Here is a 23,763-nt window from a genome sequence, read left to right on the forward strand (position 1 = left end):
ACGACCAAAATGAGGCGGTTTTGGCCGCTTTCAAGCATGGTTTCGCTCGCAATGTGCATTTTTTGAAGCGAGCGGGCGCGCGAGCGGCGCTTTCGACGGACAGCGATGTTCGGCTTTCGTTCAATGGCGCGGCGTACCGCGCTTCAGGACGAGCCATCCGGCGATACCGCCGCCACCGACAGCGAAGGCGACGAAGCCCCCATGCCGGCGACGCCCAGTAGCCGCGCGAGTTCGTTTGCCGGCTCCGACAGTTCGGCGACCGTGTGTTTGTCGAGTTCGGCGAGAAAGGCATCGCGCGCGGCGGCGATCACGCCCCGCAGCCGGCAGACCGGCTGGATCACGCAATGACGATCGTCCGCGCCGCTGGCGAAGCAGCCGACGATCGCAAAGTCGCTCTCCGTCCTGCGCACGATGTCGCCGATGGTCAGCGCGCGCGTGCGGTCCGCGAGGCGCAGGCCGCCGTGCCGCCCGCGCACGGTCTCCACCCAGCCCAGGTCTCCGAGTTGCTGAACGATCTTCATCAGGTGGTTCTTCGAGATGCCGTAGGCGTTCGAGATTTCCTGAATCGTCGAGAGGCCGGCCGGGCGCACAGAAAGATAGAGCAGAACCCGCAACGAATAGTCGGTGTAGTCGGTCAGTCGCATGGTGTCGCGCGGTGAGTTGAGCGCAGGTGCGCATGCATGACGGTGAGGCGCCGCAGAACGAACCGCCGCGCCCGCGACGCCGGGTGCGGCAAAAAAGCCGCATGATGCCGTAGGGCGATGACCCCGCCCCGGCGACGCAAGGTCTACTATCCGCACGCGGCCCGCGAAACGCGGCATCACCTTGACGAATGAAGCATTCTGCGCCAAATAAGTGCCTGTCGTCAGCTAATGACCCTCGCGCCCGCGCTCTTTTTCGACGCCAGCCTGATCGCTTTCCTGCCATGAACCACGACCCATCCAGCGCCGCCGTCACGCGCGAGCGCGAACCGACCGAAACCAACGTGCGCGCGCTCGTCGAAGCGTTCTACCGCCGCGTGGACGACGATCCCCTGCTCGGACCGATCTTCGCCCGCGAGCTGACGGGCCGCTGGGACGAGCATCTCGCGAAGATGACGACCTTCTGGTCGAGCCTCGTGCTCGGCTCGAAGCAGTATCGGGGGAACGTGCAGGAGGCGCATCGGCCGCTGGAAGGCATCGAGCCGCGCCACTTCGCGCGCTGGCTGTCGCTGTTCCTGAACACGGTCGAGGCGCGCTACGAACCGGCCGCCGCGGTGCAGTTCATGGAACCGGCGCTGCGCATCGCGCACAGCCTGCAATTGAGCAAGTTCGGCTGGGATTACCGGATTCCCGCCGAACAGGAAGCCTTGCTCGCGGCGCTCAAGCGGCAGCGCACCGGCGACGAGCCGGAACCGCGCTTTCCGGAACGGCCCGCCGCCGAGCCGTTTCCGGCGAAGTTCGTCGGCAAGCCCGTCGACGAGCGATGAATCGTCAGCCTTCCGGCGTCGTCCAGCGCGCGAGCGCGGCGTCGTCGGATTCGCGGGCATCGACCCAGCGCTCGCCGCGTTCGGTCTTTTCCTTCTTCCAGAACGGCGCCTGCGTCTTGAGGTAATCCATCACGAAGGCGCACGATTCGAACGCCTCCGCGCGATGCATCGCCGTCGTCGCGACGAGCACGATCTGATCGAGCGGCTTGAGTTTCCCCACGCGATGCACGATCAGCACGTCCGATCCCGGCCACCGCTCGCGCGCCTGGTCCGCGATGCCTTCGAGCGACTTCTCCGTCATGCCGGGATAGTGCTCCAGCTCCATCGTTTCGACGGCGCTGCCTTCGTTCAGATCGCGCACCGTGCCGATGAAACACGCCACCGCGCCGACCTTCGGGTTCTCGGCGCGCAGCGCGGCGACTTCGGCGCTCAGGTCGAAATCGGTTTCCTGCACGCGGACTTTCGAAAACGTGGTCATCTCAGCCGCCCGTGACCGGCGGAAAGAACGCGACTTCGCAGCCATCGGTGATGCGCTGCGACGCGTTCGTCATCACGTGATTGCACGCCATGCGCAGCGCGCGGCCATCCGCGAGCGTTTCGGCCCAGACGCCGCCGCGCATGCGCAGCCAAGCGCGCACGTCGCCGACATTGACGACCGTGTCGGGCACGCTCACCGTCTCGTTCGCGACGCCCAGCGCCTCGCGCACGCTCGCAAAAAATCTCAGTTCCACTTTCATTGCAGGCTCGTCCTTACCGCATCAATTCTGAAAAAGGGATGAAACGCACCAGCTCGCCCGCGCTGATCGCGTGATTCGGCGGATTGTCGATGAGTCCGTCGCCCCAGACCGTCGACGTCAACACCGCCGAACTCTGGTTCGGGAAAAGGTCGAGACCGCCTGCGTCGTTCACGCGCGCGCGCAGGAATTCGTTGCGGCGATCGCCTTTTTTCTGCGTGAAGTCGGCGCGCATCGTGTAGACGCGCGGCGCGGCGTGTTCGACGCCCGCGAGCCGCAAAATGAACGGTCGCACGAAAAGCAGGAACGTGCAGAAGCTCGATACCGGATTGCCCGGCAAGCCGATGAAATGCGCTTCCTCCGATCCGCCCGAGCCCGAGCCCGCGCGCCGCACCGCGCCGTACGCGAGCGGCTTGCCCGGTTTCATCGCGATCTGCCACATCGAGATGCGCCCTTCCGCTTCGACGGCCGGCTTCACGTGATCCTCTTCGCCTACCGATACGCCGCCGCACGTCAAAATCAGATCGTGTTCGAGCGCGGCGCGGCGCAAGGTATCGCGCGTGGCGTCGAGCCGGTCAGGGACGATGCCGAAATCCGTCACGTCGCAGCCGAGCTTCGCGAGCAGCGCGCGCAGCGTGAAGCGGTTCGAGTTGTAGATCGCGCCGGGCGCGAGCGGCTCGCCGGGCATGCGCAGTTCGTCGCCGGTGAAGAAGATCGCGACGCGCACCGGGCGCACCACGTCCAGCGACGCGCATCCGACCGATGCCGCGAGCCCCAGCGCCTGCGGCGAGAGACGCGTGCCGGCCGGCAGGATGACCGAGCCGCGCTCGATGTCCGCGCCCTGCCGCGTGATCCATTCGCCGGCAGCGGGCGGCTGCGTGAACGCGACGGCGCCGTCGTCGGAAACGCGCGCCATTTCCTGCATGACGACGGCGTCCGCGCCCGGCGGCACCGTCGCGCCCGTGAAGATGCGCGCCGCCGTGCCCGCCGCGAGAGGCTCCGCCGTGTGGCCTGCCGGCACGCGCTGCGACACGGGCAGCGCGACGGGCGCGGCATCCGTGGCGGCGGCGAGATCGGCGGCGCGGACCGCGTAGCCGTCCATCGAGCTGGTGTGCATCGGCGGGACGTCGAGCGGCGAAACCACGTCGGCGGCGAGCACGCGGCCGAGCGCCTCGAGCGTGTCGATGCGCTCGACGCCCTCCACCCGGCGCGCGGCGTCGAGCAGGAGGCCGAGCGCTTCGGCGGTGGCGAGCATCGGAGGACGGGAGGAACCGGCAGGCTGTGATGACATGGCTTCGCTTGAGGGCGCGGCGCGCGCGTGGGAGGAAACGACGGGTTATAGGCAACCATTGTAACGACTAGGCGGCCGGCTTCGGCTGCCCGGGCGCGCATGCGCTTTGCATCGAGAAAATAGGCGGAAAACGGCGAAAAGCGGCGGAAGCGAACGACCGTCTCGCTCCAAGACGGCCCCGCCCCGGTGATACACTCGCACCACACTTCCCGCCATCCATTTCCATGAAATTCTGTTCCGTCTGCGGCCATCAGGTCGGTCTGAGCATTCCGCCCGGCGACAACCGCGAGCGCTACGTTTGCGGCAATTGCGACACCGTTCACTATCAGAATCCGCGGAACGTCGTGGGCACGGTGCCGGTCTGGGACGACAAGGTGCTGCTGTGCCGACGCGCGATCGAGCCGCGCTATGGCTACTGGACGCTGCCCGCGGGCTTCATGGAAATGGACGAAACCACGAGCGAAGGCGCCGCGCGCGAAACGCTCGAGGAAGCCGGCGCGCGCGTCGAGATTCAGAGTCTTTTCACGCTGCTCAATGTGCCGCACGTGCATCAGGTGCATCTGTTCTATCTGGCGCGCCTGCTCGATCTCGACGTCGACGCCGGCGAGGAAAGCCTCGAAGTGCGCCTCTTCGATGAAAGCGAAATTCCGTGGGACGAGATCGCGTTCCCAACGGTCGGACAGACGCTGCGTTTCTTTTTCGCCGACCGCGCCGCCGGCAATTTCACGCTGCATACGGGCGACATCTTCCGCACGCTGCGCGAAGGCTGAGCCGCGCCCGACGATCATGGTTCCCTGGCTCGCTTCCGACGATCCGTTCCCGCCCGTCGAGCGCGCGCTCGGCGCATCGAGCGGCGCGCCGGGCCTCCTCGCCGCGAGCGCGGACTTGCTGCCCTCGCGTCTCGTCGATGCTTACGGGCGCGGCATCTTCCCGTGGTATTCGGACGGCCAGCCGGTGCTCTGGTGGAGTCCCGATCCGCGCATGGTGCTCGTGCCGGCGGAGTTCAAGGTGTCGCACTCGCTGAAGAAGACGCTGAAGCGCGTGGTGCGCGAAGCGGCGTGGGAAGTGCGCGTGGACGACGATTTCCCCGCCGTCATGCGCGCGTGTGCGCAGACGCCGCGCGAAGGCCAGCGCGGCACGTGGATCACCGCGGATATCGTCGATGCCTATACGTCGCTGCATCGCGCGGGCAAGGCGCACAGCGTGGAGACGTGGCGCGACGGCGTGCGTGTGGGCGGGCTTTACGGCGTGTCGTTCGGGCGCATGTTCTTCGGCGAATCCATGTTCGCGCACGAGACGGATGCCTCGAAAATCGCGCTCGCCGCGCTCGTCGCGCACTTGCGCCGCCACGAAATAGAGATGATAGACTGCCAGCAAAACACGTCGCATCTGGCGTCGCTGGGCGGCCGCGAGATTCCCCGCCGCGCGTTCGTCGCGCATCTGCGCCGCGCTGTCGCCGAACCGCCGTTTCCCTGGCGCTTCGACAAATCCGTCCTCGCCGATCTCATCGGCACGCCCGCGCGCTGAGCGCATCGGCGGGCGTCAGGCGCAACGCTTGCGACGCAGTACTGACCACATGCACGATCAGCCGGCCTCGTCCGCACGACGCAGGAGCCGGCCACGAGAGACGACGCCTGCGAGAGCCGCCAACGTGACACACCCGAACGAGCTGCCGCTGTCACCGCTTTCCGCGCTGCAATTCTATGCAACAGCGCCCTACCCTTGCAGTTATCTGGAAGGGCGCGTCGCGCGCTCGCAAGTCGCGACGCCGAGCCATCTCATCAACTCCGACGTCTACACGGAACTCGTCAAGGCGGGTTTCCGGCGCTCAGGCGTCTTCACGTATCGCCCTTACTGCGACGGCTGCCGCGCGTGCGTGCCGGTGCGCGTGCCGGTTGGGCGCTTCGTGCCGAATCGCGCGCAGCGGCGCGTGTGGAAGCTGCATGGCAATCTCGTCGCGAGCGTCGCGCCGCTTCATTACGACGAAGAGCATTACGCGCTCTACATGCGCTATCAGTCGGCGCGGCACGCGGGCGGCGGCATGGATCGCGACAGCCGCGACCAGTACGAACAGTTCCTGCTGCAAAGCCGGATCAACTCGCGGCTCGTCGAATTCCGCGAACCGGCATCGCCCGGTCAGCCGGATACGCCCGGTGCGCTGCGCATGATCAGCATGATCGATATTCTCGGCGACGGCCTCTCGTCGGTGTACACGTTCTTCGAACCCGACATGCCGAAGACGAGCTACGGCACGTTCAACATCCTCTGGCAGATCGAGCAGGCGAAGAGCCTCGACTTGCCGCACGTCTATCTCGGCTACTGGATCCGCGAAAGCGAAAAGATGGCGTACAAGGCCAATTTCCGGCCGCTCGAAGGCCTGATCGACGGCCACTGGACGCTGCTCGATCCCGCTTCGACGCTTTCCGCCGGCGCGCTGCCGATGCCGGGACGCATCCACGGGCCGGGCCAGCCAAAATAGCCGAACGATCGGACGCGGGCCGGCGGCTGCGGCAAAGCCGCTAAAATGGCGGTCTCAAAATACGCGCCGTCGCCGGCTTTCACTTCGTGTTCAGTTCTCTTTACCCGCTCGCGCGCTCGCATCTCTTTCGCATGGACGCGGAAGACGCGCATCACCTGACGCTTCGCATGCTGGGCGCCGCCGGCCGCACCGGACTCGCCGGCATGCTCGCCAAACGCGGCCCCGACTCGCCGCGCACGGTGATGGGCCTCACGTTCCGCAATCCGGTCGGCCTCGCGGCGGGTCTCGACAAGGACGGCGCGTGCATCGACGGCCTCGCGGCGCTCGGCTTCGGCTTCATCGAAGTGGGCACGGTCACGCCGCGCGCGCAAGCAGGCAATCCGCGCCCGCGCATCTTCCGGCTGCCGGAAGCGGGCGCGCTCATCAACCGGATGGGCTTCAACAACGGCGGCGTCGACCAGTTCGTCTCGAACGTGCAGGCCGCGCGCTATCGCGGCGTGCTCGGGCTCAATATCGGCAAGAACGCGGATACGCCCATCGAGCGCGCCGCCGAAGACTATCTTTATTGCCTCGAACGCGTGTATCCGTTCGCGAGCTACGTGACGATCAACATTTCGTCGCCGAACACGAAGAATCTGCGCCAGTTGCAAGGCGCGGGCGAACTCGACGCCCTGCTCGGCGCGCTCAAGGACAAGCAGCAGCGCCTGTCCGACCTGCACGGCAAGCTCGTGCCGCTCGCGCTCAAGATCGCGCCCGATCTCGACGACGAGCAGATCAAGTCGATTGCCGGCACGCTGCTGGCTCACCGTATCGACGGCGTGATCGCCACCAACACGACGCTCTCGCGCACGGCCGTCGCCGGCATGGCGCACGGCGACGAAGCGGGCGGCCTCTCCGGGCGGCCGGTGTTCGACGCATCGAACGAAGTGATCCGCAAGCTGCGCGCGGAAGTGGGCGCGGATGTGCCGATCATCGGCGTGGGCGGCATTTTCTCGGGCGCGGATGCGCGCGCGAAGCTCGCGGCGGGCGCATCGCTCGTGCAGATTTACACGGGACTGATTTATCGCGGGCCGTCGCTCGTCACGGAATGCGTCGAGGCGCTCGCACAAGGAATATCGACATAAGCAAACGATATGACGCGCGGCTTGCCTTTTCTCTATGATGCCGCACCTATCGGGCGTGCCGCGCACACGAACGGCGCGCCCCTAGCCCACACCAGGAAAAACAACACGATGAAACTGTCCACGCTCAAGAAGCTCGTCGCCGCCGGCGTGATCGGCGCCACCTTCACCGCCGTCACCACCGCCGCGCACGCCGAAGACCTGCTCGATCAGGTCAAGCAGCGCGGCACGCTGCGCGTCGGTCTGGAAGGCACGTTCCCGCCGTTCAACTCGAAAGCGCCGTCGGGCGAGCTCGTCGGCTACGACGTGGATATCGCGAAGGCCGTCGCCGCCAAGCTCGGCGTGAAGCCCGAATTCGTGACGACGGAGTGGAGCGGGATCATCGCGGGCCTGCAGGCGGGCAAGTTCGACGTGATCGTCAACCAGGTCGGCATCACCGACAAGCGCAAGGAAACGCTCGATTTCTCGCCGGCGTACACGTACTCGAACGCGCAACTGATCCAGCGCAAGGACGACTCGCGCGAATTCAAGACGCTCGACGACCTGAAGGGCAAGAAGCTCGGCGTCGGCCTCGGCACGAACTACATGGACATGGCGAAGTCGGTGCCGGGCATCGACGTGAAGACGTATCCGGGCGCGCCGGAATATCTGCGCGATCTGGCTGCGGGCCGCCTCGACGCCGCGCTCAACGACCGTCTGATGCTCGCGTATCTGCTCAAGAACTCGCAACTGCCGCTGCGCACGGGCGCGAGCGTCGGCGCGGGCAATCCGTCGGGCATTCCGTTCAAGAAGGGCAATCCGAAGTTCGCCAAGGCGATCGACGACGCGATGACCCAGCTCGAAAAGGACGGCACGTTCGCGAAGATCTCCGACAAGTGGTTCGGCATCGACGTGACGAAGCCGGCGAAGTAATCGCGGGCTGATCTTTAGTCAGCACAGGGCGGCATCGTTTCGCGGTGCCGCCCTTCTCTTTTTGGCGTTCGCTTATTTGCAGCGTCCGTTTATGATGGGCGCTTTCGCGCGACGCCTGGGTTCTGCGTCGTGTTTCGCGCGCTTTCCGCTTACGTTTTCCCTCCATGTCCACGACTTCCCTGCTCGTTGAATCGGCGCCGGTGCTGGCGCAAGGCGCGCTCTTGACGATCAAGTTCGCGCTCTACTCGATGTTCTTCGGCCTCATCGCGGCCGTGACGCTGGCGTTGATGGGCATCAGCCGCAACCGGGCGCTCGTCGCGATCGGGCGCTGCTACGTGAGCGTCATGCGCGGCACGCCGCTGCTCGTGCAGATTTTCGTGATCTATTACGGCCTGCCGAGCCTCGGGATTTCGCTCGAACCGACGCCCGCCGGTGTGATCGCGCTGTCGGCGAACGTGGCGGCGTATCTGTCGGAAAGCATGCGCGGCGCGATTCTCGGCATCCATAGCGGGCAATGGCTCGCCGCGTACAGTCTCGGGCTTTCGCGCGGGCAGACGCTGCGCTACGTGATCGGGCCGCAGGCGCTGCGCATCGCGGTGCCGAGCCTGTCGAACAGCCTCATCAGCCTGATCAAGGATACGTCGCTCGTGTCGGTCATTACCGTCACCGAGCTTTTGAGAAGCGCGCAGGAAGTGATTGCATCGACGTATCAGCCGCTGCCGCTCTATCTCGCGGCAGCGTTCGTCTACTGGGTGCTGTGCAGCGTGCTGGAAGTCGTTCAGCGCGCGTTCGAGCGGCGCCTCGCGCTGCCGGGACGGCACTGAACGTTCGCTTTCGGTTCACTCGGTCTCGAACGGAAAGCGCACGTTCAGATCGCGCCGCGCGGCGTCCATGATCGCCATCATGCGCATGGACGTCGCGTGCGGCATCACCGGGCTTTCAATCGCGCCGGCGCGCAGCAGCTCGCAGAAATGCGCGGTTTCGTAATTCAGGCCGCCGCCCGTGAAAGGCTCGTCCAGTTCGATCCTGCGCCCATCCGTATAAGCGACGGTCGCGCGCGCCGGATTCCACCAGTTCTCGTGAATCGTCACCGTGCCGAGCGTGCCGCCGATCAGCGCATCGCCGCGGCCTTGCAGGTCCAGTCCGCAGAAAATCTGTGAAATGCCGCGCTCGTGGCGCACGTTCAGGCTCGCGAAGACATCGACGCCCGTTGCGCCGACGCGGCCGATCGTCTGCACGTCGAGCGCTTCGCCGAGCCAGTCGACCGCGAGAAACGCTTCGTAGATGCCGATATCGAGCAGCGCGCCGCCGCCTGCATCGAGCGAAAAGGACGGGTGATCGGCGGGCACGTTCGCCATCGAGCAGCCCGCGCGCACGAGTCCGATATCGCCGATCGGATCGCTTTCCAGATGCTCGCGCAAGCGCCGGTAGAGCGGATAGAACGGCGGCTTCATCGCTTCCATGAAGAGCAGCTTCGACGCGCGCGCCGCGTCGATCATGCGTTGCAGCGTGCGCGCGTTCACCGCCGCCGGCTTTTCGCAGAGCACCGGCTTGCCCGCCTCGAACGCGCGCAACGCGTAATGCGGATGGCTGTCCTGCATCGTCGCGACATAGAGCGCGTCGACGTGGGCGAGCAACGTGTCGAAGTCGGCGAAAGCGCGTGCGCCGAACGGCTCGGCGAGCGCGCGCGCCGGCTCCGCGCGCCGCGACCAGACGCCCGCGAGCGTCGCGCCTTCGACGTGCTTCAGACCCTCTGCGAAACGCCGCGCGATGCGTCCCGCGCCGACGATGCCCCAGCGTATGGTTTCGAGTGAGTGGTGTTTGTCGGTCAAGCGCGCCTCCGCATGTGTGTTCGTCGTGCGGGGCATTGTGCCTGATCGGGCGGCGCGAAAAGCACAAAGCCGGGACATGTCCCGGCTTTGCTCGGACAGCATGCTCAGCCCTTGCGGGCGAAGACGCGTCAGGCGCCTGCGGAAGCGTTCACGTCCGGCGGCGTGGCCCGCTCGCCCATGCGCTCCAGCGAGAACGCGCGGCCCACTTCCTCCGCCGCGAGATCGACGAGCGCCCGCGTCGCGCGTTCGGCGCCCGCCGAATCTTTCGCCTCGATCGCCTCGACGACGCTACGCTGCGCCGTCAGCATCGCCTCGCGCACGGACTCGATGCCGTCGACGATCGGATTCACGGTCACGAGCGCGCCGCGCACGATCGCCGTCATCTGCCGGAAGAACTGGTTGCCGCTCGCGGCCACGATGCGCGTGTGCAGCACTTCGTCCGCCGCCTGATATTCCGGCTCGCCGAAGTGCAGGCGCGCGAGCGTCTCGAACGCGTCGCGGATGCCGGCGATCTCGTCGGGCGTCGCGCGGGCGGCGGCGAGCGCGGCGGCGCGCGGCTCGATCAGCATCCGGAATTCGATTACATCGCGCAGAAAGGTCTGATCCGGCTTCGCGCGAAAGCGCCAGCTCACCACGTCTTCGTCGATGAGACGCCAGTCGCTCATCGGGCGGATACGCGTGCCGGTTTTAGGGCGCACGTCGAGCATGTGCCGCGCGAGCAGCATCGAGAGCGCTTCGCGCATGACGGTGCGGCTCACGTCGAATTCCTTGGACAGGATGTCCTGCGGCGGCAGTATCGCGCCATATTTTTGCTCGACGATTCCGGAGACGAGTCCGTCCATGACTTTCGCCACCAGCGATCGCTCTTTGTTTTCATCCATTACGCTTCTCCCCTTTCCGCCTGTCCGTAGCCATGTGTGTCTGTGCGCATCGCGTTCGCGCGTCCCGTGGCGGCAAGGCACGACGACTGCTTGATTCTGCGTTCGTCGCGCTATACGTTGCGGCTTCGTTGCATCGAAAGCCAGTCAGGGAAGTCCTGACAGGGTATTCCCTCTGACTTTCGGAGCACGCGCCGCAGCCGCGTTCGCCGCCTCTCTTTCGTCCGCTTGCCTGTTCTTCCTGCGCTCGCGCCGCGCGCGTGCCGCCATTCGTCAGGGAACCTGAGGAATGGAAGCACCGCAGCGCGGCGCGATCGTTCGCTTTTATTTTCTTTTCGGCCCGAATTTTCGTCGGCCGGTGATAAAGCCATTTGAGCAAGCAACTCGTATGCTTTCTGTGCGAACGCGAACGCTCGCCCCATTGCATGGCCTTATTGTATGACGCGATGCAGCGAATCATATTGCACTGCTTAGTACATCAATCTACCGATGATTCGCCCGCGAAAGAGGTGGGCCGACGCTTAAATGCTGTCCGGAGCGCGCGTGCGCCGCGTGTCGATTCGCATCGAACGATGCTCCAGCGAATCGCGCTCGGCAAGCGTCTGCTGATAGACCGTCATGTAATCGGCGGCCACGCTTTCGACCGAAAGCCGGTGGAGATTGTCCTGCGCACGCGACGCGTACTGCCCGCGCGCCTGCGAGTCGATCAGCAGCCAGCGCAGCTTCGATGCGGCCTGCGCGGGATCGCCCGGCGGCACGAGCACGCCGGCGGCGCCGTCGTCGAGAAGATCGGGGATGCCGCCCACGCGCGTCGCGACGATCGCGCAGCCGGCCTCGCGCGCTTCCGAGATGGCGAGCGGACACGGATCCTGATGCGACAGCAGCGCGAAGACATCGGCGCTCGCGAGATACGGGCGCGGGTCCGCGACGAAGCCGGTGAAGTCCACGGCATCCGCAATGCCGAGTTCCGCCGCGAGCGATTCCATCGCGCCGCGCTCGGGGCCGTCGCCGATCAGATAAAGATGCGGCTCCGGCAGGAATTCGCGCTGATGCGCCGACTGCGCGTGCACGAGCGCGAACGCCTTCAACAGATCGGCGATGCCTTTGCGTCGATACATGCCCGCGACGCTCACGATGTTCGGATGCCTCAGCCGCACTTGCCGGCCCATCGGGCGGCACGTGAGGCGCGGCGCCGCGACCGCGCCGTTGAGCACGACCGAGAGCCTGTCGTGGCCGATGCCGCGCTCTTCCAGCGTGCGCGCGACGTCATGGCTCACGGCGACCATGCGATCGCCCGCGCGCACGAGCGACGCGCTCTTCTGCAATTCGTGATGCACGGTCGTCACGAGCGCGAAGCGGCGGCGCATGCTGCCGAAGCGCGAAATGAGCGCGCCCGTCATCATGTGCGCGTGAACGATGTCGGGATCGAAACGATCGATGAGTCTGTTGAATGCCGCGATCATCGACGGCACGCGCCACGGCTGGCGCGACTGCTGAAGCGGAATATGCGTGATGCCATGACGGCGCAACAGCGGCTCGAAGCCGCCGCCCGACGAAGCCACCACCACGTCTTGCCCCATACGCGCCTGCATGCACGCGAGGTCCACCATCATGTTGACGGTGCCGTTGCCGATCGTCTGCGCGTGATTGGCGAGATGAACTATTCGCATGAGGGTGCAGGTTGCACGCGTGAACGTCATACGTGAGTACGCCGGCCGCGTGGATCGTTATTCTTCTGGAAACTTCTTGGCGTTTGACGCGCATTCGCATGCGCGCCGGCAGTGCCTACAGCAGTTCGTACGTGTTCGCGAATGCGTGTGCGCCAATCTGACGTTTGCTCGCGCCCGCGGCTTCGCGCGTCTGACGGCCCTTTCTCGTCAGACCGATATACGGCATGCCGTGCTCGAGAAACGGTCCTTCCGTCTTGCGAAAGCCGAACGCTTCGTAAAAGCCGCGCAGACTCACCGGCGCCGTCAGACGAACGGCGCGGCCGGGCCAGCGCTCCGCGCACACCGCGAGCACGCGTTCGATGAGCGCATGCGCGGTGCCGTCGCCGCGACGCAGCGGGCTTGTCAGGATCTTGTCCACCACGACTTCGGGATCTTCGAGATCGCCTTCGTGAATGCGCGCATAAGCAAGGACCGGCATCGAGCGCGTCATGTCGTCGGTGGCGAAGACATGAACGCCGGATTCGTCGCGACCGTCAGCATCGAGATGAACATGCGATTGCTCGACGACGAACACCGCACTGCGCGCACGCAAAATCAGATAAAGCTCGCGCGCAGTGAGCTGTTCGAAATCCAGTGTTTTCCAATTCATATTCTTCTTCTCCTTGCTTGCCGGTTAAGGCGTTGACGATTGAACGTTACGTGTCGCGCACCAATGTTTCAGTGCGCGGGCGCACCGACGTCCCACGTTGCGAGCCCGTCAAATAAGGCCCGGCACACGAAGAACGTCACGGGGAAATGACGTCTTCAGCGAGCAGCGCCATGCCATGTCGACGAGCCTTGCGAAGTTCGCGCAAGGACGGCGCACGTGCATCGATTGCGCTCGCGTCGCCGGGCACCTTCATGGGAAAATCAAAATGCATACCGCGATCGATCGCGACGGAAGGGCAGGTAAAAACAACGAGGACTTCGAAACGCGCGCGGTATCGCTTGCCGGCTTCTCCGGTCCCGAGGTCACTCCATGAGCGCGTTTCATACCAGCGCTATGACGGCTTCAAGCGTCAGTCGTTCACGCGTTGTTTCGCTCGATCCGCTACGCATGCGCGCGCGGCGTCATCGTGCGCACGAGCTGCATCGCGGCGAGCGCATCTGGCGCGATGGCGCGGGCCCTGTCGATTTATGGATCGAACTGCTTCACGGCAACCGGCTCGAACCGCATGCGGCGCTCGCGTTCACGGTCACGCAAGACTTCGAAGACGATCAGTTCACGCTCGCGCGCGTTTCTCCTGAGGACATCGAAAAGCTGTACGGCCTGCAAGTGCAGGAGCTTTCCGTGTTCGATTCGCTCGAAGAACGCGCCATCGTGCAGACGCGGCGCGGCAATATCGTGCTCGTCGAAGTCGATGCCTTCTTTCTGCCCGATGGACGCGCGCCGTCGTATCGCCGCGAGCATGCGAAGACGACAATCGCCATCGACGTGATCGATCCCGATGCGCGGCGGCTCGGCTACTTTCATCACACGGGCTATCACCTGCTCAATGGCGACGACTACGACGGCGTGTTGAGAACCAACGCTGCGCATGAAGCGGAGCATGCCGGTGCAGCAGGCACAGTGCATGGGCAAGCGCTCTTTCCGCATGTCGAGTTCGTGAAGCGCGTGCGCGATCCGTTGTCGGGGACACCGCTCGCGGAAGTATCGGCGGACCTGTTGTGCGCGCATCTCTTGCGTCGTCCGATGCATAACCCGATCGCGCGCTGGCGTGCTGCGTTTCCCGCGCATGTCGACACGATGCTCGCGCGCGGCGAAGCGTACGCGCGGCTCTATGCGTGCAACGTGATGCGCCCGCTCGGCGCGAACTTCGAGTTGCTCGCGCATTACCTTCGCTGGATGCGCGAGCAGGGCTTCGACATTCCGATGTCCATTCATCTCGGCGCGCGCAGGATCGCAAGCGAAGCGATGGTCATGCAATGCCGCCTTGCACGCGCGCTTTCGCGTGCGGAGCGCGATCTGTGCGATGCGTCCTTCGACGTGATGGAAGACGCTTACGATCGCGTCGTTCCGCCGTTGGCGAGCATCGTGTGTTAATCGTATGTTGATTGATCGCGCCGACACTCAGGCACTCGGTGTCGGCGCATTTCCGACACTCATCGCAATGTGACGCCGTCGCGTCATTTGCATTTCATGCGCGCATGGTGAGATGAACGGCGTCGAAGATTGTCCTCGATGAAACGTTTCTGTGCGCTCGCACCACGCAGTTCAGATGTTTGAAAAGGCCCGAAGCGTCGATTGGGGCCGCAAACGTTTGGCGTTTGCATCGCTTTCGTCATGCGGATGAGAGGCCCGCCGCAAGCCTTGTGTGGGGCTTTCCACGCTCCGGCGGCAGGGCCTGATTCGCATTTGTACGAGGCTTTGCCCACCGATTTTCCGAAAGGTGAACCCGGCGCAACGTTTGAGCTTTTGCCGAAAACCGCTGGAACACTTTCGCCGTTGCCCGCGAACCCTTGTGTGGCAAGGCGCGAGCGGCGATCAAGAGAGACCGCGGCAACACCGCGTTCGCTAAGCCACCAAACCGATGGAACATGGATGAATCAATTTTCTTTATCCCTACGATAGTAGGTGTTCCGTCGGGATGGCGGCGGGCGGCGAGGCTTATCGCACGGTGATGAACGAAGGACGGACTGTCGGTTCGCGGGATTGCGCTGACGATACCGTTTCGGGCGCATCCGGATTCCTAAGACCACCCCTGTTCAAGACTGAAACAAAAACGCAGCGCTGCACCGCGTCACATCCGGTGCTTCCGCCAAGAAGCCCCACCAGCATTGACGTTGCCCGCATTGGCACAGTCCTCGCTAAAAGAGTCGCGCAACCCGAACCGACGCGACCAATTAAATCAACTCAAGCGAGGACGGGCTGCTAACGGGGCTGGTGTGAGGCGTTTTCGATAGCGGCAGGACAAAGCCGCGCAGAGAACGGTGACACCAGTATAAAAAGTGAAGCGCAACGCGCGAAGTTACGAGAGAAAAATCATGCTGACCCTCCAGTCCGACCTGCACGGCAACCACCTGCTTGGCGCGCTTCCCGCGCACGAATGGCAAGCTCTGACTCCGCATCTCGAACTCGTTCAACTCCGCACCGAACAACTGCTTTGCGATTCGGGCCAACGCATTCACCACGTCTACTTTCCGACGACGGCCATCATCTCTCTTCTGCACACGATGGAAGACGGCGGTTCCGTCGAAATCGCCGCAGTGGGCCGCGAAGGGATGACCGGCGTGCCGGTCCTCACCGGCGGCGAAACGATGCCGACGCGCGTGCAAGTGCAGTGCCCCGGCTTCGCGTATCGCATGAGCGCGCAGGCGCTGCGCGAGCAGTTCGGACGTTCCGACTTCCTGCGCCGCCTGATGCTGCTCTATATGCAAGCCCTGCTCACGCAAGTCGCGCAGACCGCCGCATGTAATCGTCATCACTCGCTCAACAAGCAACTGTGCCGCTGGCTGCTGATCGAAATCGACCGCACCGCGTCCAACGAACTGCAAGTGACGCAGCAACTGATCGCCGACATGCTGGGCGTGCGCCGCGAAGGCGTGACCGAAGCGGCGGGCAAGCTGCACGATGCAGGCCTCATCCATCACAGCCGCGGCTGCATCAAGGTCGTGGATCGCGAAGGCCTCGAAGCGCGCGCGTGCGAGTGCTACGGCCTCGTGAAGCGCGAGTTCGATCGCCTGCTGCCGCGTCTGCGCGCGCAGGAAGCGGTCTCGGCGTCCAGTGTCTGACGATGCAGATGCATACAAGAAATACTCACGACATGTTTGGCTGGACGGCACGTTGTCTCGACGTGTCGCTGATCATCGCAGGCGGGGTAATCGCGCATTCGGTGCGCTTCTCCTCGCTCGATTTCAGCGACGTCGAGAAATTGCTCATCGCTTTCAATAGCGTGCTTGCGCTCTTGCTGTTTCCCGCGTTCGGCGTCTACGACACCTGGCGCGGCAAGCCGCTGCCGATGATGCTCGCGCGCGTCACGCTCGCGTGGATGGCGGTGGTCACGGGCGCGCTGTTGCTCGCGTTCACGCTGCATCGCATGGATGCGGTGTCGCGGCTTTGGCTCGGCTATTCGACGCTGATCTCGGGCGCGCTCATCGTTCTCGCGAAATGCGCGGTGCACTTCGGCTTGCGCGTGATGCGCGGACGCGGCTTCAATCAGCGCACGGTGGCGATCGTCGGCGCTCAGGGCTTCGCGCGCACGCTGCTCGCGCATCTCAGCAGCACGCCCGAGCAAGGCTTCACGCCCGTTTGCCTGCTCGATACGACGGGCGACGAAGAACTCCACGCGAGCGGCCTCGGCAGCCGCCTTGGCGCGTCCACGCGCCTTCCGGTGCTGAACGACTTCGACGAACTCGTCGAACGGGTGCGCGCCGAGGAAATCAACGAAGTGTGGCTCGCGCTGCCGCTTTCGCAGGAACACACGATTTATCGCTTCGTGCATGCGCTGCGGCATGATTTCGTGAATCTGCGGCTCATTCCGGACACGCGCAGCATCTCGCTCTTCAATCATTCGATGACCGATGTCGCCGGCCTCGCGACCATCAATCTGACGACGTCACCGGTCAGCACGCTGCAGATGTGGCCGAAGCTCCTGTTCGACCGCTGTTTCGCGGCCGCCGCGCTGCTTGCGCTGTCGCCGTTGCTCGTGGCCATCGCGATCGCGATCAAGGCGACGTCGAAGGGTCCGGTGTTCTTCACGCAGCATCGCAAGGGCGCGGATGGACGGCCGTTCCGCATCTACAAGTTCCGCTCGATGGCGGTGCACAAGGAAACCAAGGGCCACGTCACGCAGGCGACGCGCAACGATCCGCGCGTGACGAAGATCGGCGCGTTCCTGCGCCGCACGAGCCTCGACGAACTGCCGCAGTTCATCAACGTGCTGTTCGGGCATATGTCGGTGGTCGGTCCGCGTCCGCATGCGATCGAGCACGACGATCTCTACAAGGATCTCGTGTACGGCTACATGTTCCGCTATCGCATCAAGCCGGGCATCACGGGCTGGGCGCAGGTGAACGGCTATCGCGGCGCGACCGAGAAGGTCGAGAAGATGCAGAGCCGCGTGAAGTTCGACCTCTTCTACATTCACAACTGGTCGTTCTGGTTCGACATCAAGATCGTCGCGATGACGATGTTCAAGGGATTCATCGGACGTAACGCGTATTGATCGAATTCGACGCGCAAAGAAAAAGGCCGGGCGACTCGCGTTGCCCGGCCTTTTTGCCTGAATGATGCGTGGCGCTCAATAGTCGATGCGCTCGACGCCCTTCTCCGTGCCCAGCAGGCAAAGATTCGCGCCGCGCGCCGCGAACAGGCCGACCGTCACGACGCCCGGCCACGCGTTGATCTGCGCTTCGAGCGCGCGCGGATCGGTGATCGAGAGGCCTTTCACGTCGATGATTTCGTTGCCGTTGTCGGTGATGAACGGCTCGCCGTCCTTCGTCACGCGCACGATCGGCACGCCGCCGAGCGCCGTGAGCTTGCGGCCGATCGCGGTGCGCGCCATCGGCACCACTTCGACGGGCAGCGGGAACGCGCCCATCACGGCGACGCGCTTGCTTGCATCGGCGATGCAGACGAACACGTCCGACACCGACGCCACGATCTTCTCGCGCGTGAGCGCCCCGCCGCCGCCTTTGATCATGGCGCCGCTCGCGTCGATTTCGTCGGCGCCGTCCACGTACACGGGCAGTGAGTCGATTTCGTTCAGGTCGAACACCTTGATGCCGTGCGATTCGAGCCGCGCGGTCGTGGCGAGCGAGCTGGACACCGCCCCGCGATAACGCGCCTTGGATGCGGCGAGCGCGTCGATGAAGCAATTGGCCGTCGAGCCGGTGCCGACGCCGATGATCGAGCCTTCGGGCACGTGCGCGTTCACGTAGTCGGCGGCGGCCTGGCCGACCAGTTGCTTGAGTTCGTCCTGAGTCATGGAAGTGGTGCTGCGCGTGAGAGAAAACTGCGATTTTATCGGAGCGCGCGCAGCGGCTTTGCGTTTTCGCGCGGCGTCAATGCATGGCGTGCAGGAAGCCGAGCGGATCGTGCGTGCGCGCAACCGATGCGATGAACGCGAACACGACGATCGCCAGCACGCCGAAGACCGCGCGTGCGCCCTTCGTGCGGCCGCGCTTGAGCGCGAGCGTGCCGAGCACGATATACACGACGAGACCCGCGATCTTCGCGCTGAGCCACGCGGCGTTCGGCCCGAAGCCGATGATCGCAACGAGTGCGATGGCGCTCGCGAGCAGCAGCGTATCGACGATATGCGGAACGATCTTCGTCACGCGCGCGGTGAGCAGGCGTGAATCCATCAGCATCCAGATCCAGCGCAGCACGAAGCCCGCGATGCTCAAGGCCGCGCACGTGATGTGCAGCGCGCGCAGAGGCAGGAAGTAGTCGCTCATGTTGATGTTCGTTATCGAGGGAAGTACTTGTCGAGCAAGGCCTGCGCGATGGCGTCGCTTTCGGCGTCCGCGTCGCCCGCGTAATCCGACGGGCGGAAATGCATCTGGAACGCGCTGAAGACGCGGCGGGTCTTCTCGTCGAGCACGCCGTCCGTGGCGACGTCGTAGCCGTAACGCTTGAGCTTCTCCTGCAGCGCGCGCACGTCGGCGGGCGCTTTCGGATCGCGGCCGGCGAGATGGGCGGCGACGGCCGACTCGTCGGGCCAGGCGCCGATGCCCGCGTCGTACAGCGTGCGCCACGGAAACAGCGGGCCGGGATCGATCTTGCGCTGCGGTGCGATGTCGCTATGACCGATAACGCGCGTCGGCGGAATGCCGTATCGCTCGACGATGTCGCGCGACAGCTTGACGAGCGCATCGATCTGGGCGGGCGGATACGGCTGCCACGTGCGGCCGGAAGGCGTATCGACAGGCCCGAGATTCACGTTCTCGATGCCGATCGACGACGCGTTCAGCTCCGTCGCGCCTTGCCAGTAGCTCTGGCCCGCGTGCCACGCGCGCTTGTCTTCCGGCACGAGCTGATAGACGACCGGCTCGCCGTCGTGGATGCGCGGGGCATCGGGCACGACGTAGTGGACGCTGACCTCGTCGCCGGTGAGAACCGCGAGCGAACGCGCTTCGTCGATCTCGGTGTAGTGCATGACGAGGAAGCGCACGCGGGAGTCGGCGTTTTTCGCGCGATGCTGGGTGTCGGCGATGTAGGTGCCGCGGTTTTGCATGGTGGGGGTGCAGGCGGTGACGAGGGCGCAGGCAAGCGCCAATGACAACAGGCGAAACGAGGCGCGCACGTTACTTCTTCACCCCTCTCTGCCGCACCGCCTCGAACAGACACACCCCCGACGCCACCGACACGTTCAGGCTCTCCACCGCGCCCGCCATCGGGATGTTCATGATCTCGTCGCACGTTTCGCGCGTGAGGCGGCGCATGCCCTCGCCTTCCGCGCCGACGACGATCGCCACCGGGCCGTCCAGCTTCGTCTCGTAGAGGCTCGCCGTCGCTTCGCCGGCCGTGCCGATCACCCACACGCCCGCATCCTTCAACTCGCGCAGCGCGCGCGCCAGATTCGTCACGGTGATGTACGGCACGCTTTCAGCCGCGCCGCTCGCCACCTTCGCGGCCGTCGCGTTGAGGCCAGCGGACCGGTCGCGCGGCGCGATGACCGCGTGCGCGCCGGCGGCGTCCGCCACGCGAAGGCACGCGCCCAGGTTGTGCGGATCGGTGACGCCGTCGAGCACGAGCAGCAAGGGCGTGCCGGAGATGCCGTCGAGCAGTTCGGCGAGATTCTGCGCGAGCGGCAGATCGTTCGCGCGCGCGACCACGCCCTGATGCTGAATGTTGCCCGCGAGACCCCACAGGCGCGATTCATCGGCGGCGATCAGGCGCACGCCCGCCTCCTTCGCGGTTCGCAGAAAGTCCTGCATGCGCCGGTCCTTGCGCGTGGGGTCGTACAGCACCTCCTCGATCGACGATGCATCCGCGCGCAAACGCGCCGTCACCGCGTGAAAACCATAGAGAACCTTGAGACGTGACATGACTGATCCGAACCTTCGCTGAAAACCATGAAAAGCACGACGCGGTCCGACGCAACAACGCATCGGACCGCGCGTAATGTATTGACTTACCGGCGGCGCTTCGGGCGCCTGGTGCGCTCCGTCAGCGCTTCTTGCGCGCCGGCCTCGGCTGCGCCGCCGACTTCGACGCCGCCCCGCGTTTCTTCGCCGCGCCGCTACGCGCCGTCGCCGGCGCGCCCTTCTTCGTGCCGCCGCGCTGACGCGTGCCCGGCGTATCGTCGTCGCTCAAGGAACGGATGCGCGGACCCGCCGCACCGTTGCCGCTCGACGCGCCATGCTCCGACGACGACGGCCGCGGCGCCGGTTTCACCGGCGTATCGCGCACGAGGCGGAAATCGATCTTGCGCGCATCGAGATCGACGCGGCTCACCTGCACGCGCACGCGATCCGTCATGCGATAGCGGATGCCCGTGCGTTCGCCGCGCAGCTCGTTCTTGATCTCGTCGTACTGAAAATAGTCGGAGCCGAGTTCCGTGACGTGCACGAGCCCTTCGATAAACAGCGAATCGAGCTGCACGAAGATGCCAAACGACGTCACGCCGTTCACCATGCCGCCGTATTCCTCGCCGAGCTTGTCGCGCATGAAATAGCACTTGAGCCACGCTTCGACGTCGCGCGAGGCTTCGTCGGCGCGGCGCTCGTTCGACGAACAATGCAGCCCGAGTTCTTCCCACACCGCGACGTTGTTGCGCGAGCGGCCGCGCGCGGTGTCGTCGGCGAGTTGCATTTCGCGCGCCGCTTTCGTGAGACCCGTGCTGAGCGAGACATCGTGACCGATATCCGGCAGATACTTCTTGCCCTGCAAAATCGCGTAGATCGCGCGATGCGTCAGCAGGTCGGGATAGCGGCGAATCGGACTCGTGAAGTGCGCATACGCTTCATACGCGAGCCCGAAATGGCCGATGTTGTCCGGACTGTAGACGGCTTGCTGCATCGAGCGCAGGACCATCGACTGAAGCATCTGCGCGTCGGGCCGGTCGCGAATCTGCGCGATGAGCGCGGCGTAATCGCTCGCGTGCGGTTTGTCGCCGCCGGTGAGCGTGAGGCCGACGCCGCGCAGAAACTGCCGCAGATTCTCGAGCTTTTCCTCGGTCGGCCCCGCATGCACGCGATACAGACCGGGATGCTTGTTGCGCTTCAAAAAATCGGCCGCGCAGACGTTCGCGGCCAGCATGCATTCTTCGATGAGCCGATGCGCGTCGTTGCGATGCCGCGGCACGATCTGCTCGATCTTGCCCTGCGAGTTGACGACGATATACGTCTCGGTCGTATCGAAATCGATCGCGCCGCGCTTTTGCCGCGCCGCATGCAGCGCCTTGAAGACGCCGTGCAGGTTCTGCAGGTCCGGCACGCGCTCGGCGCGGCGCGCGGCTTCGGGGCCCTTCGTGTTGGAGAGGATCGCTGCGACTTCGGTGTAAGTCATCCGCGCCGCCGAATGCATCACGCCCGGATAGAACTGATACGCCTTGATTTCGCCGCGCGCGGTGATGACCATGTCGCACACGAGCACGCAGCGGTCGACATCCGGATTCAGCGAACAGAGACCGTTGGAGAGCTTCTCCGGCAGCATCGGGATCACGCGGCGCGGGAAGTACACCGACGTGCTGCGATCGAGCGCGTCCACGTCGAGCGCCTCGCCCGGCTGCACGTAATGCGATACGTCCGCGATCGCGACCAGCAGGCGGAAGCCCGATCCGCGACCGACGGTAATCGGCTCGCAATAGACGGCGTCGTCGAAATCGCGCGCGTCTTCGCCGTCGATCGTCACGAGCGGCACATCGCGCAAATCGACGCGATGGCGGATATCCGCCGGCCGCACTTCGTCGGGCAGCTTCGCGGCAGCGCTAAGCGCGGCATCGCTGAACTGATGCGGCACGCCGTATTTGCGCACGGCGATTTCGATTTCCATGCCGGGATCGTCGATATCGCCGATCACTTCGGCCACGCGCCCGAGCGGCTGCGAATGCCGGCTCGGGAAATCCGTCAGATCGACGGACACCACTTGCCCGACCTTCGCCTTCTTCGGGTTCTGCGTGATGAGAATGTCGTGACCGATGCGCTTGTCTTCCGGCACGAGAATCAGTGCGCCGTTCTCGTTGATGAGCCGCCCGATGATGCGCTTGTTCGCGCGCTCCGTGACCTCGACGATATGGCCTTCGGGCCGCCCGCGCCGGTCATAGCCGACGATGCGTGCGAGCACGCGATCGTTGTGCATGACCTTCTGCATTTCGCCGTTGGGCAGGAAGAGATCGTCCTGGCCGTCGTCGCGAATCAGGAAGCCGAAGCCATCGCGATGGCCCTGCACGCGGCCCGCAACGAAATTCGACGGATGCGTGAGTTGATAGTGGCCGCGCTTGTCGAGGCGGATTTGCCCGTCGCGTTCCATGGCCGCCAGTCGCTTGAAGAAGCCTTCGCGCTCCTGGCGCTTGATCGACAGCGCCTCGGCAATGTCGTTCGCGGCATGCGGAGTCTCGCTCGTGCGCAGCACACCGAGGATTTCTTCGCGGCTGGGAATCGGATACGGATATTTGCTCAAGGGCTTGATAATGTTCTTCTCGTTGAACGGAACTTTCGCCGTGTTTTGCCGCGAGTCGAGCGGCAATCGTCGAAACGATTCTAACACCGTGCAATACGCGATCCCGCCAGGCTTCGATGGACCTATTCACCGATTGGCCCCGCGCGACGCGTACAACACCGGCCCGGACAAACGTGCGCAAGAAGCGCTTGACAGGGCTTCGAAACACGCTACAATGGCGTTCTTTGCTGCTGAACACGAGCAAAAACGCACCTTGCCCAGGTGGCGGAATTGGTAGACGCACTAGGTTCAGGTCCTAGCGGTGGCAACACCGTGGAGGTTCGAGTCCTCTCTTGGGCACCAGATGTTTGAAAGCGCCACCTTCGGGTGGCGTTTTCTATTTATGCGGAGACCCTGTTTTTGTCTCCGGCCAGTCGTGAAACGGAAGTTGACACGGTCTGGCTTCCCGCTAAAATGGCGGGCTCGTTGTACCCCTTGGCCCAGGTGGCGGAATTGGTAGACGCACTAGGTTCAGGTCCTAGCGGTGGCAACACCGTGGAGGTTCGAGTCCTCTCCTGGGCACCAAGGTCCCTCTCGCGAAACACGCGAACGCGCGACAGCGCCGCAATCAGCCCCACGCAGTCGTGGGGCTTTTTGTTTTTGGCTTCCAATTTTCTTCGTCGTCCTTTCGTTTTAATTTTAATATTCGACGAGAAGAAAGCAGAATGAATCATTTCTGCATCGCGTTATTCATTTAAGTCTCGAGTTATTTTCGCGCTTCAGCGCGCGATTA

General features: G+C 64.5%; 23 protein-coding genes and 2 tRNA genes. 12 read left to right on the forward strand and 13 right to left on the reverse strand.

Translation table 11 applies throughout. The features are described from left to right. Nucleotides 1–143 precede the first annotated feature (143 nt). A complete protein-coding gene (locus tag NCR39_RS07875) occupies nt 144–644 on the reverse strand; it encodes an Rrf2 family transcriptional regulator (protein ID WP_250451696.1) in 501 nt (166 codons plus the stop codon). 281 nt (nt 645–925) lie between these two features. On the opposite strand from NCR39_RS07875, the gene NCR39_RS07880 reads away from it, so the two are divergent. Beyond that, nucleotides 926–1,468, forward strand: coding sequence for a group III truncated hemoglobin (locus NCR39_RS07880; RefSeq protein WP_250451697.1), 543 nt, complete (start codon nt 926–928; stop codon nt 1,466–1,468). A gap of 4 nt (nt 1,469–1,472) precedes the next feature. Here NCR39_RS07880 and moaE read toward each other — a convergent pair whose 3' ends face one another. From moaE to NCR39_RS07895, 3 genes are read right to left on the reverse strand one after another with little or no spacing between them, the layout of a single operon-like run. Beyond that, nucleotides 1,473–1,946 carry a molybdopterin synthase catalytic subunit MoaE gene (gene moaE / locus NCR39_RS07885; RefSeq protein WP_250451698.1) on the reverse strand — a complete coding sequence of 158 codons (474 nt, stop codon included), beginning with the start codon at nt 1,944–1,946 and terminating at the stop codon, nt 1,473–1,475. Between the two features lies 1 nt (nt 1,947). Further along, the gene (gene moaD, locus NCR39_RS07890) at nt 1,948–2,205 is read right to left on the reverse strand and encodes a molybdopterin converting factor subunit 1 (protein WP_250451699.1); all 258 of its coding nucleotides are present in this window, start codon (nt 2,203–2,205) and stop codon (nt 1,948–1,950) included. A gap of 13 nt (nt 2,206–2,218) precedes the next feature. After that, nucleotides 2,219–3,457: a molybdopterin molybdotransferase MoeA gene (locus NCR39_RS07895; protein WP_350029664.1), complete on the reverse strand. Its 1,239-nt coding sequence runs from the start codon at nt 3,455–3,457 to the stop codon at nt 2,219–2,221. A gap of 260 nt (nt 3,458–3,717) precedes the next feature. Here NCR39_RS07895 and NCR39_RS07900 point away from each other — a divergent pair, with 260 nt between their 5' ends. From NCR39_RS07900 to NCR39_RS07925, 6 genes are all read left to right on the forward strand, one after another. Then, the gene (locus NCR39_RS07900) at nt 3,718–4,263 is read left to right on the forward strand and encodes an NUDIX hydrolase (protein WP_040050165.1); all 546 of its coding nucleotides are present in this window, start codon (nt 3,718–3,720) and stop codon (nt 4,261–4,263) included. A gap of 16 nt (nt 4,264–4,279) precedes the next feature. Beyond that, on the forward strand, nt 4,280–5,020 hold the full coding sequence (aat, locus tag NCR39_RS07905) for a leucyl/phenylalanyl-tRNA--protein transferase (protein ID WP_250451701.1): 741 nt from the start codon (nt 4,280–4,282) through the stop codon (nt 5,018–5,020). A 124-nt stretch (nt 5,021–5,144) separates the two neighbouring features. Further along, the gene (locus NCR39_RS07910; protein WP_250451702.1) at nt 5,145–5,972 is read left to right on the forward strand and encodes an arginyltransferase; all 828 of its coding nucleotides are present in this window, start codon (nt 5,145–5,147) and stop codon (nt 5,970–5,972) included. A gap of 86 nt (nt 5,973–6,058) precedes the next feature. Then, the gene (locus tag NCR39_RS07915) at nt 6,059–7,096 is read left to right on the forward strand and encodes a quinone-dependent dihydroorotate dehydrogenase (protein ID WP_250451703.1); all 1,038 of its coding nucleotides are present in this window, start codon (nt 6,059–6,061) and stop codon (nt 7,094–7,096) included. Nucleotides 7,097–7,204: 108 nt separating this feature from the next. Continuing rightward, nucleotides 7,205–8,005 carry a cystine ABC transporter substrate-binding protein gene (locus NCR39_RS07920; RefSeq protein WP_250451704.1) on the forward strand — a complete coding sequence of 267 codons (801 nt, stop codon included), beginning with the start codon at nt 7,205–7,207 and terminating at the stop codon, nt 8,003–8,005. A gap of 164 nt (nt 8,006–8,169) precedes the next feature. Continuing rightward, nucleotides 8,170–8,829, forward strand: a complete 660-nt coding sequence (locus NCR39_RS07925) for an amino acid ABC transporter permease (protein ID WP_250451705.1) — start codon at nt 8,170–8,172, stop codon at nt 8,827–8,829. 15 nt (nt 8,830–8,844) lie between these two features. Here the strand turns inward: NCR39_RS07925 and NCR39_RS07930 are convergent, their stop codons facing one another. From NCR39_RS07930 to NCR39_RS07945, 4 genes are all read right to left on the reverse strand, one after another. Continuing rightward, nucleotides 8,845–9,873 carry a Gfo/Idh/MocA family protein gene (locus NCR39_RS07930; RefSeq protein WP_502800188.1) on the reverse strand — a complete coding sequence of 343 codons (1,029 nt, stop codon included), beginning with the start codon at nt 9,871–9,873 and terminating at the stop codon, nt 8,845–8,847. Between the two features lie 92 nt (nt 9,874–9,965). Beyond that, complete coding sequence (locus NCR39_RS07935) at nt 9,966–10,718, reverse strand: FadR/GntR family transcriptional regulator (protein WP_250451707.1); 753 nt, start codon at nt 10,716–10,718, stop codon at nt 9,966–9,968. A 518-nt stretch (nt 10,719–11,236) separates the two neighbouring features. Beyond that, nucleotides 11,237–12,385, reverse strand: a complete 1,149-nt coding sequence (locus NCR39_RS07940) for a glycosyltransferase family 4 protein (protein WP_250451708.1) — start codon at nt 12,383–12,385, stop codon at nt 11,237–11,239. Between the two features lie 115 nt (nt 12,386–12,500). Continuing rightward, nucleotides 12,501–13,034, reverse strand: coding sequence for a GNAT family N-acetyltransferase (locus NCR39_RS07945; protein WP_250451709.1), 534 nt, complete (start codon nt 13,032–13,034; stop codon nt 12,501–12,503). Between the two features lie 447 nt (nt 13,035–13,481). Between NCR39_RS07945 and NCR39_RS07950 the strand changes: the two genes are divergently transcribed. From NCR39_RS07950 to NCR39_RS07960, 3 genes are all read left to right on the forward strand, one after another. After that, entirely contained in the window at nt 13,482–14,468 is a 987-nt protein-coding gene (locus NCR39_RS07950) for a DUF1839 family protein (protein WP_250451710.1), read from the forward strand. 941 nt (nt 14,469–15,409) lie between these two features. Beyond that, nucleotides 15,410–16,156 carry a Crp/Fnr family transcriptional regulator gene (locus tag NCR39_RS07955; protein ID WP_040050175.1) on the forward strand — a complete coding sequence of 249 codons (747 nt, stop codon included), beginning with the start codon at nt 15,410–15,412 and terminating at the stop codon, nt 16,154–16,156. 32 nt (nt 16,157–16,188) lie between these two features. After that, nucleotides 16,189–17,589: an undecaprenyl-phosphate glucose phosphotransferase gene (locus NCR39_RS07960; RefSeq protein ID WP_250451711.1), complete on the forward strand. Its 1,401-nt coding sequence runs from the start codon at nt 16,189–16,191 to the stop codon at nt 17,587–17,589. A gap of 75 nt (nt 17,590–17,664) precedes the next feature. Here the strand turns inward: NCR39_RS07960 and rpiA are convergent, their stop codons facing one another. From rpiA to rnr, 5 genes are all read right to left on the reverse strand, one after another. After that, the gene (gene rpiA / locus NCR39_RS07965; RefSeq protein WP_250451712.1) at nt 17,665–18,351 is read right to left on the reverse strand and encodes a ribose-5-phosphate isomerase RpiA; all 687 of its coding nucleotides are present in this window, start codon (nt 18,349–18,351) and stop codon (nt 17,665–17,667) included. 76 nt (nt 18,352–18,427) lie between these two features. After that, nucleotides 18,428–18,823: a SirB2 family protein gene (locus tag NCR39_RS07970; RefSeq protein ID WP_250451713.1), complete on the reverse strand. Its 396-nt coding sequence runs from the start codon at nt 18,821–18,823 to the stop codon at nt 18,428–18,430. Nucleotides 18,824–18,834: 11 nt separating this feature from the next. Next, a complete protein-coding gene (locus NCR39_RS07975; RefSeq protein ID WP_250451714.1) occupies nt 18,835–19,671 on the reverse strand; it encodes an N-acetylmuramoyl-L-alanine amidase in 837 nt (278 codons plus the stop codon). Between the two features lies 1 nt (nt 19,672). After that, the gene (gene rlmB / locus NCR39_RS07980; RefSeq protein ID WP_040050179.1) at nt 19,673–20,416 is read right to left on the reverse strand and encodes a 23S rRNA (guanosine(2251)-2'-O)-methyltransferase RlmB; all 744 of its coding nucleotides are present in this window, start codon (nt 20,414–20,416) and stop codon (nt 19,673–19,675) included. A gap of 121 nt (nt 20,417–20,537) precedes the next feature. Next, nucleotides 20,538–22,991, reverse strand: coding sequence for a ribonuclease R (gene rnr, locus NCR39_RS07985; RefSeq protein WP_250451715.1), 2,454 nt, complete (start codon nt 22,989–22,991; stop codon nt 20,538–20,540). A gap of 255 nt (nt 22,992–23,246) precedes the next feature. Here rnr and NCR39_RS07990 point away from each other — a divergent pair. Together NCR39_RS07990 and NCR39_RS07995 are read left to right on the forward strand one after the other, a co-directional pair. Beyond that, nucleotides 23,247–23,333: transfer RNA gene (locus tag NCR39_RS07990), tRNA-Leu, on the forward strand. Nucleotides 23,334–23,468: 135 nt separating this feature from the next. Then, nucleotides 23,469–23,555, forward strand: a tRNA-Leu gene (locus tag NCR39_RS07995). Nucleotides 23,556–23,763: the final 208 nt, after the last annotated feature.

It is taken from the genome of Caballeronia sp. ATUFL_M2_KS44, from assembly GCF_023630965.1.
Classification (GTDB): Bacteria; Pseudomonadota; Gammaproteobacteria; order Burkholderiales; family Burkholderiaceae; genus Caballeronia; species Caballeronia concitans.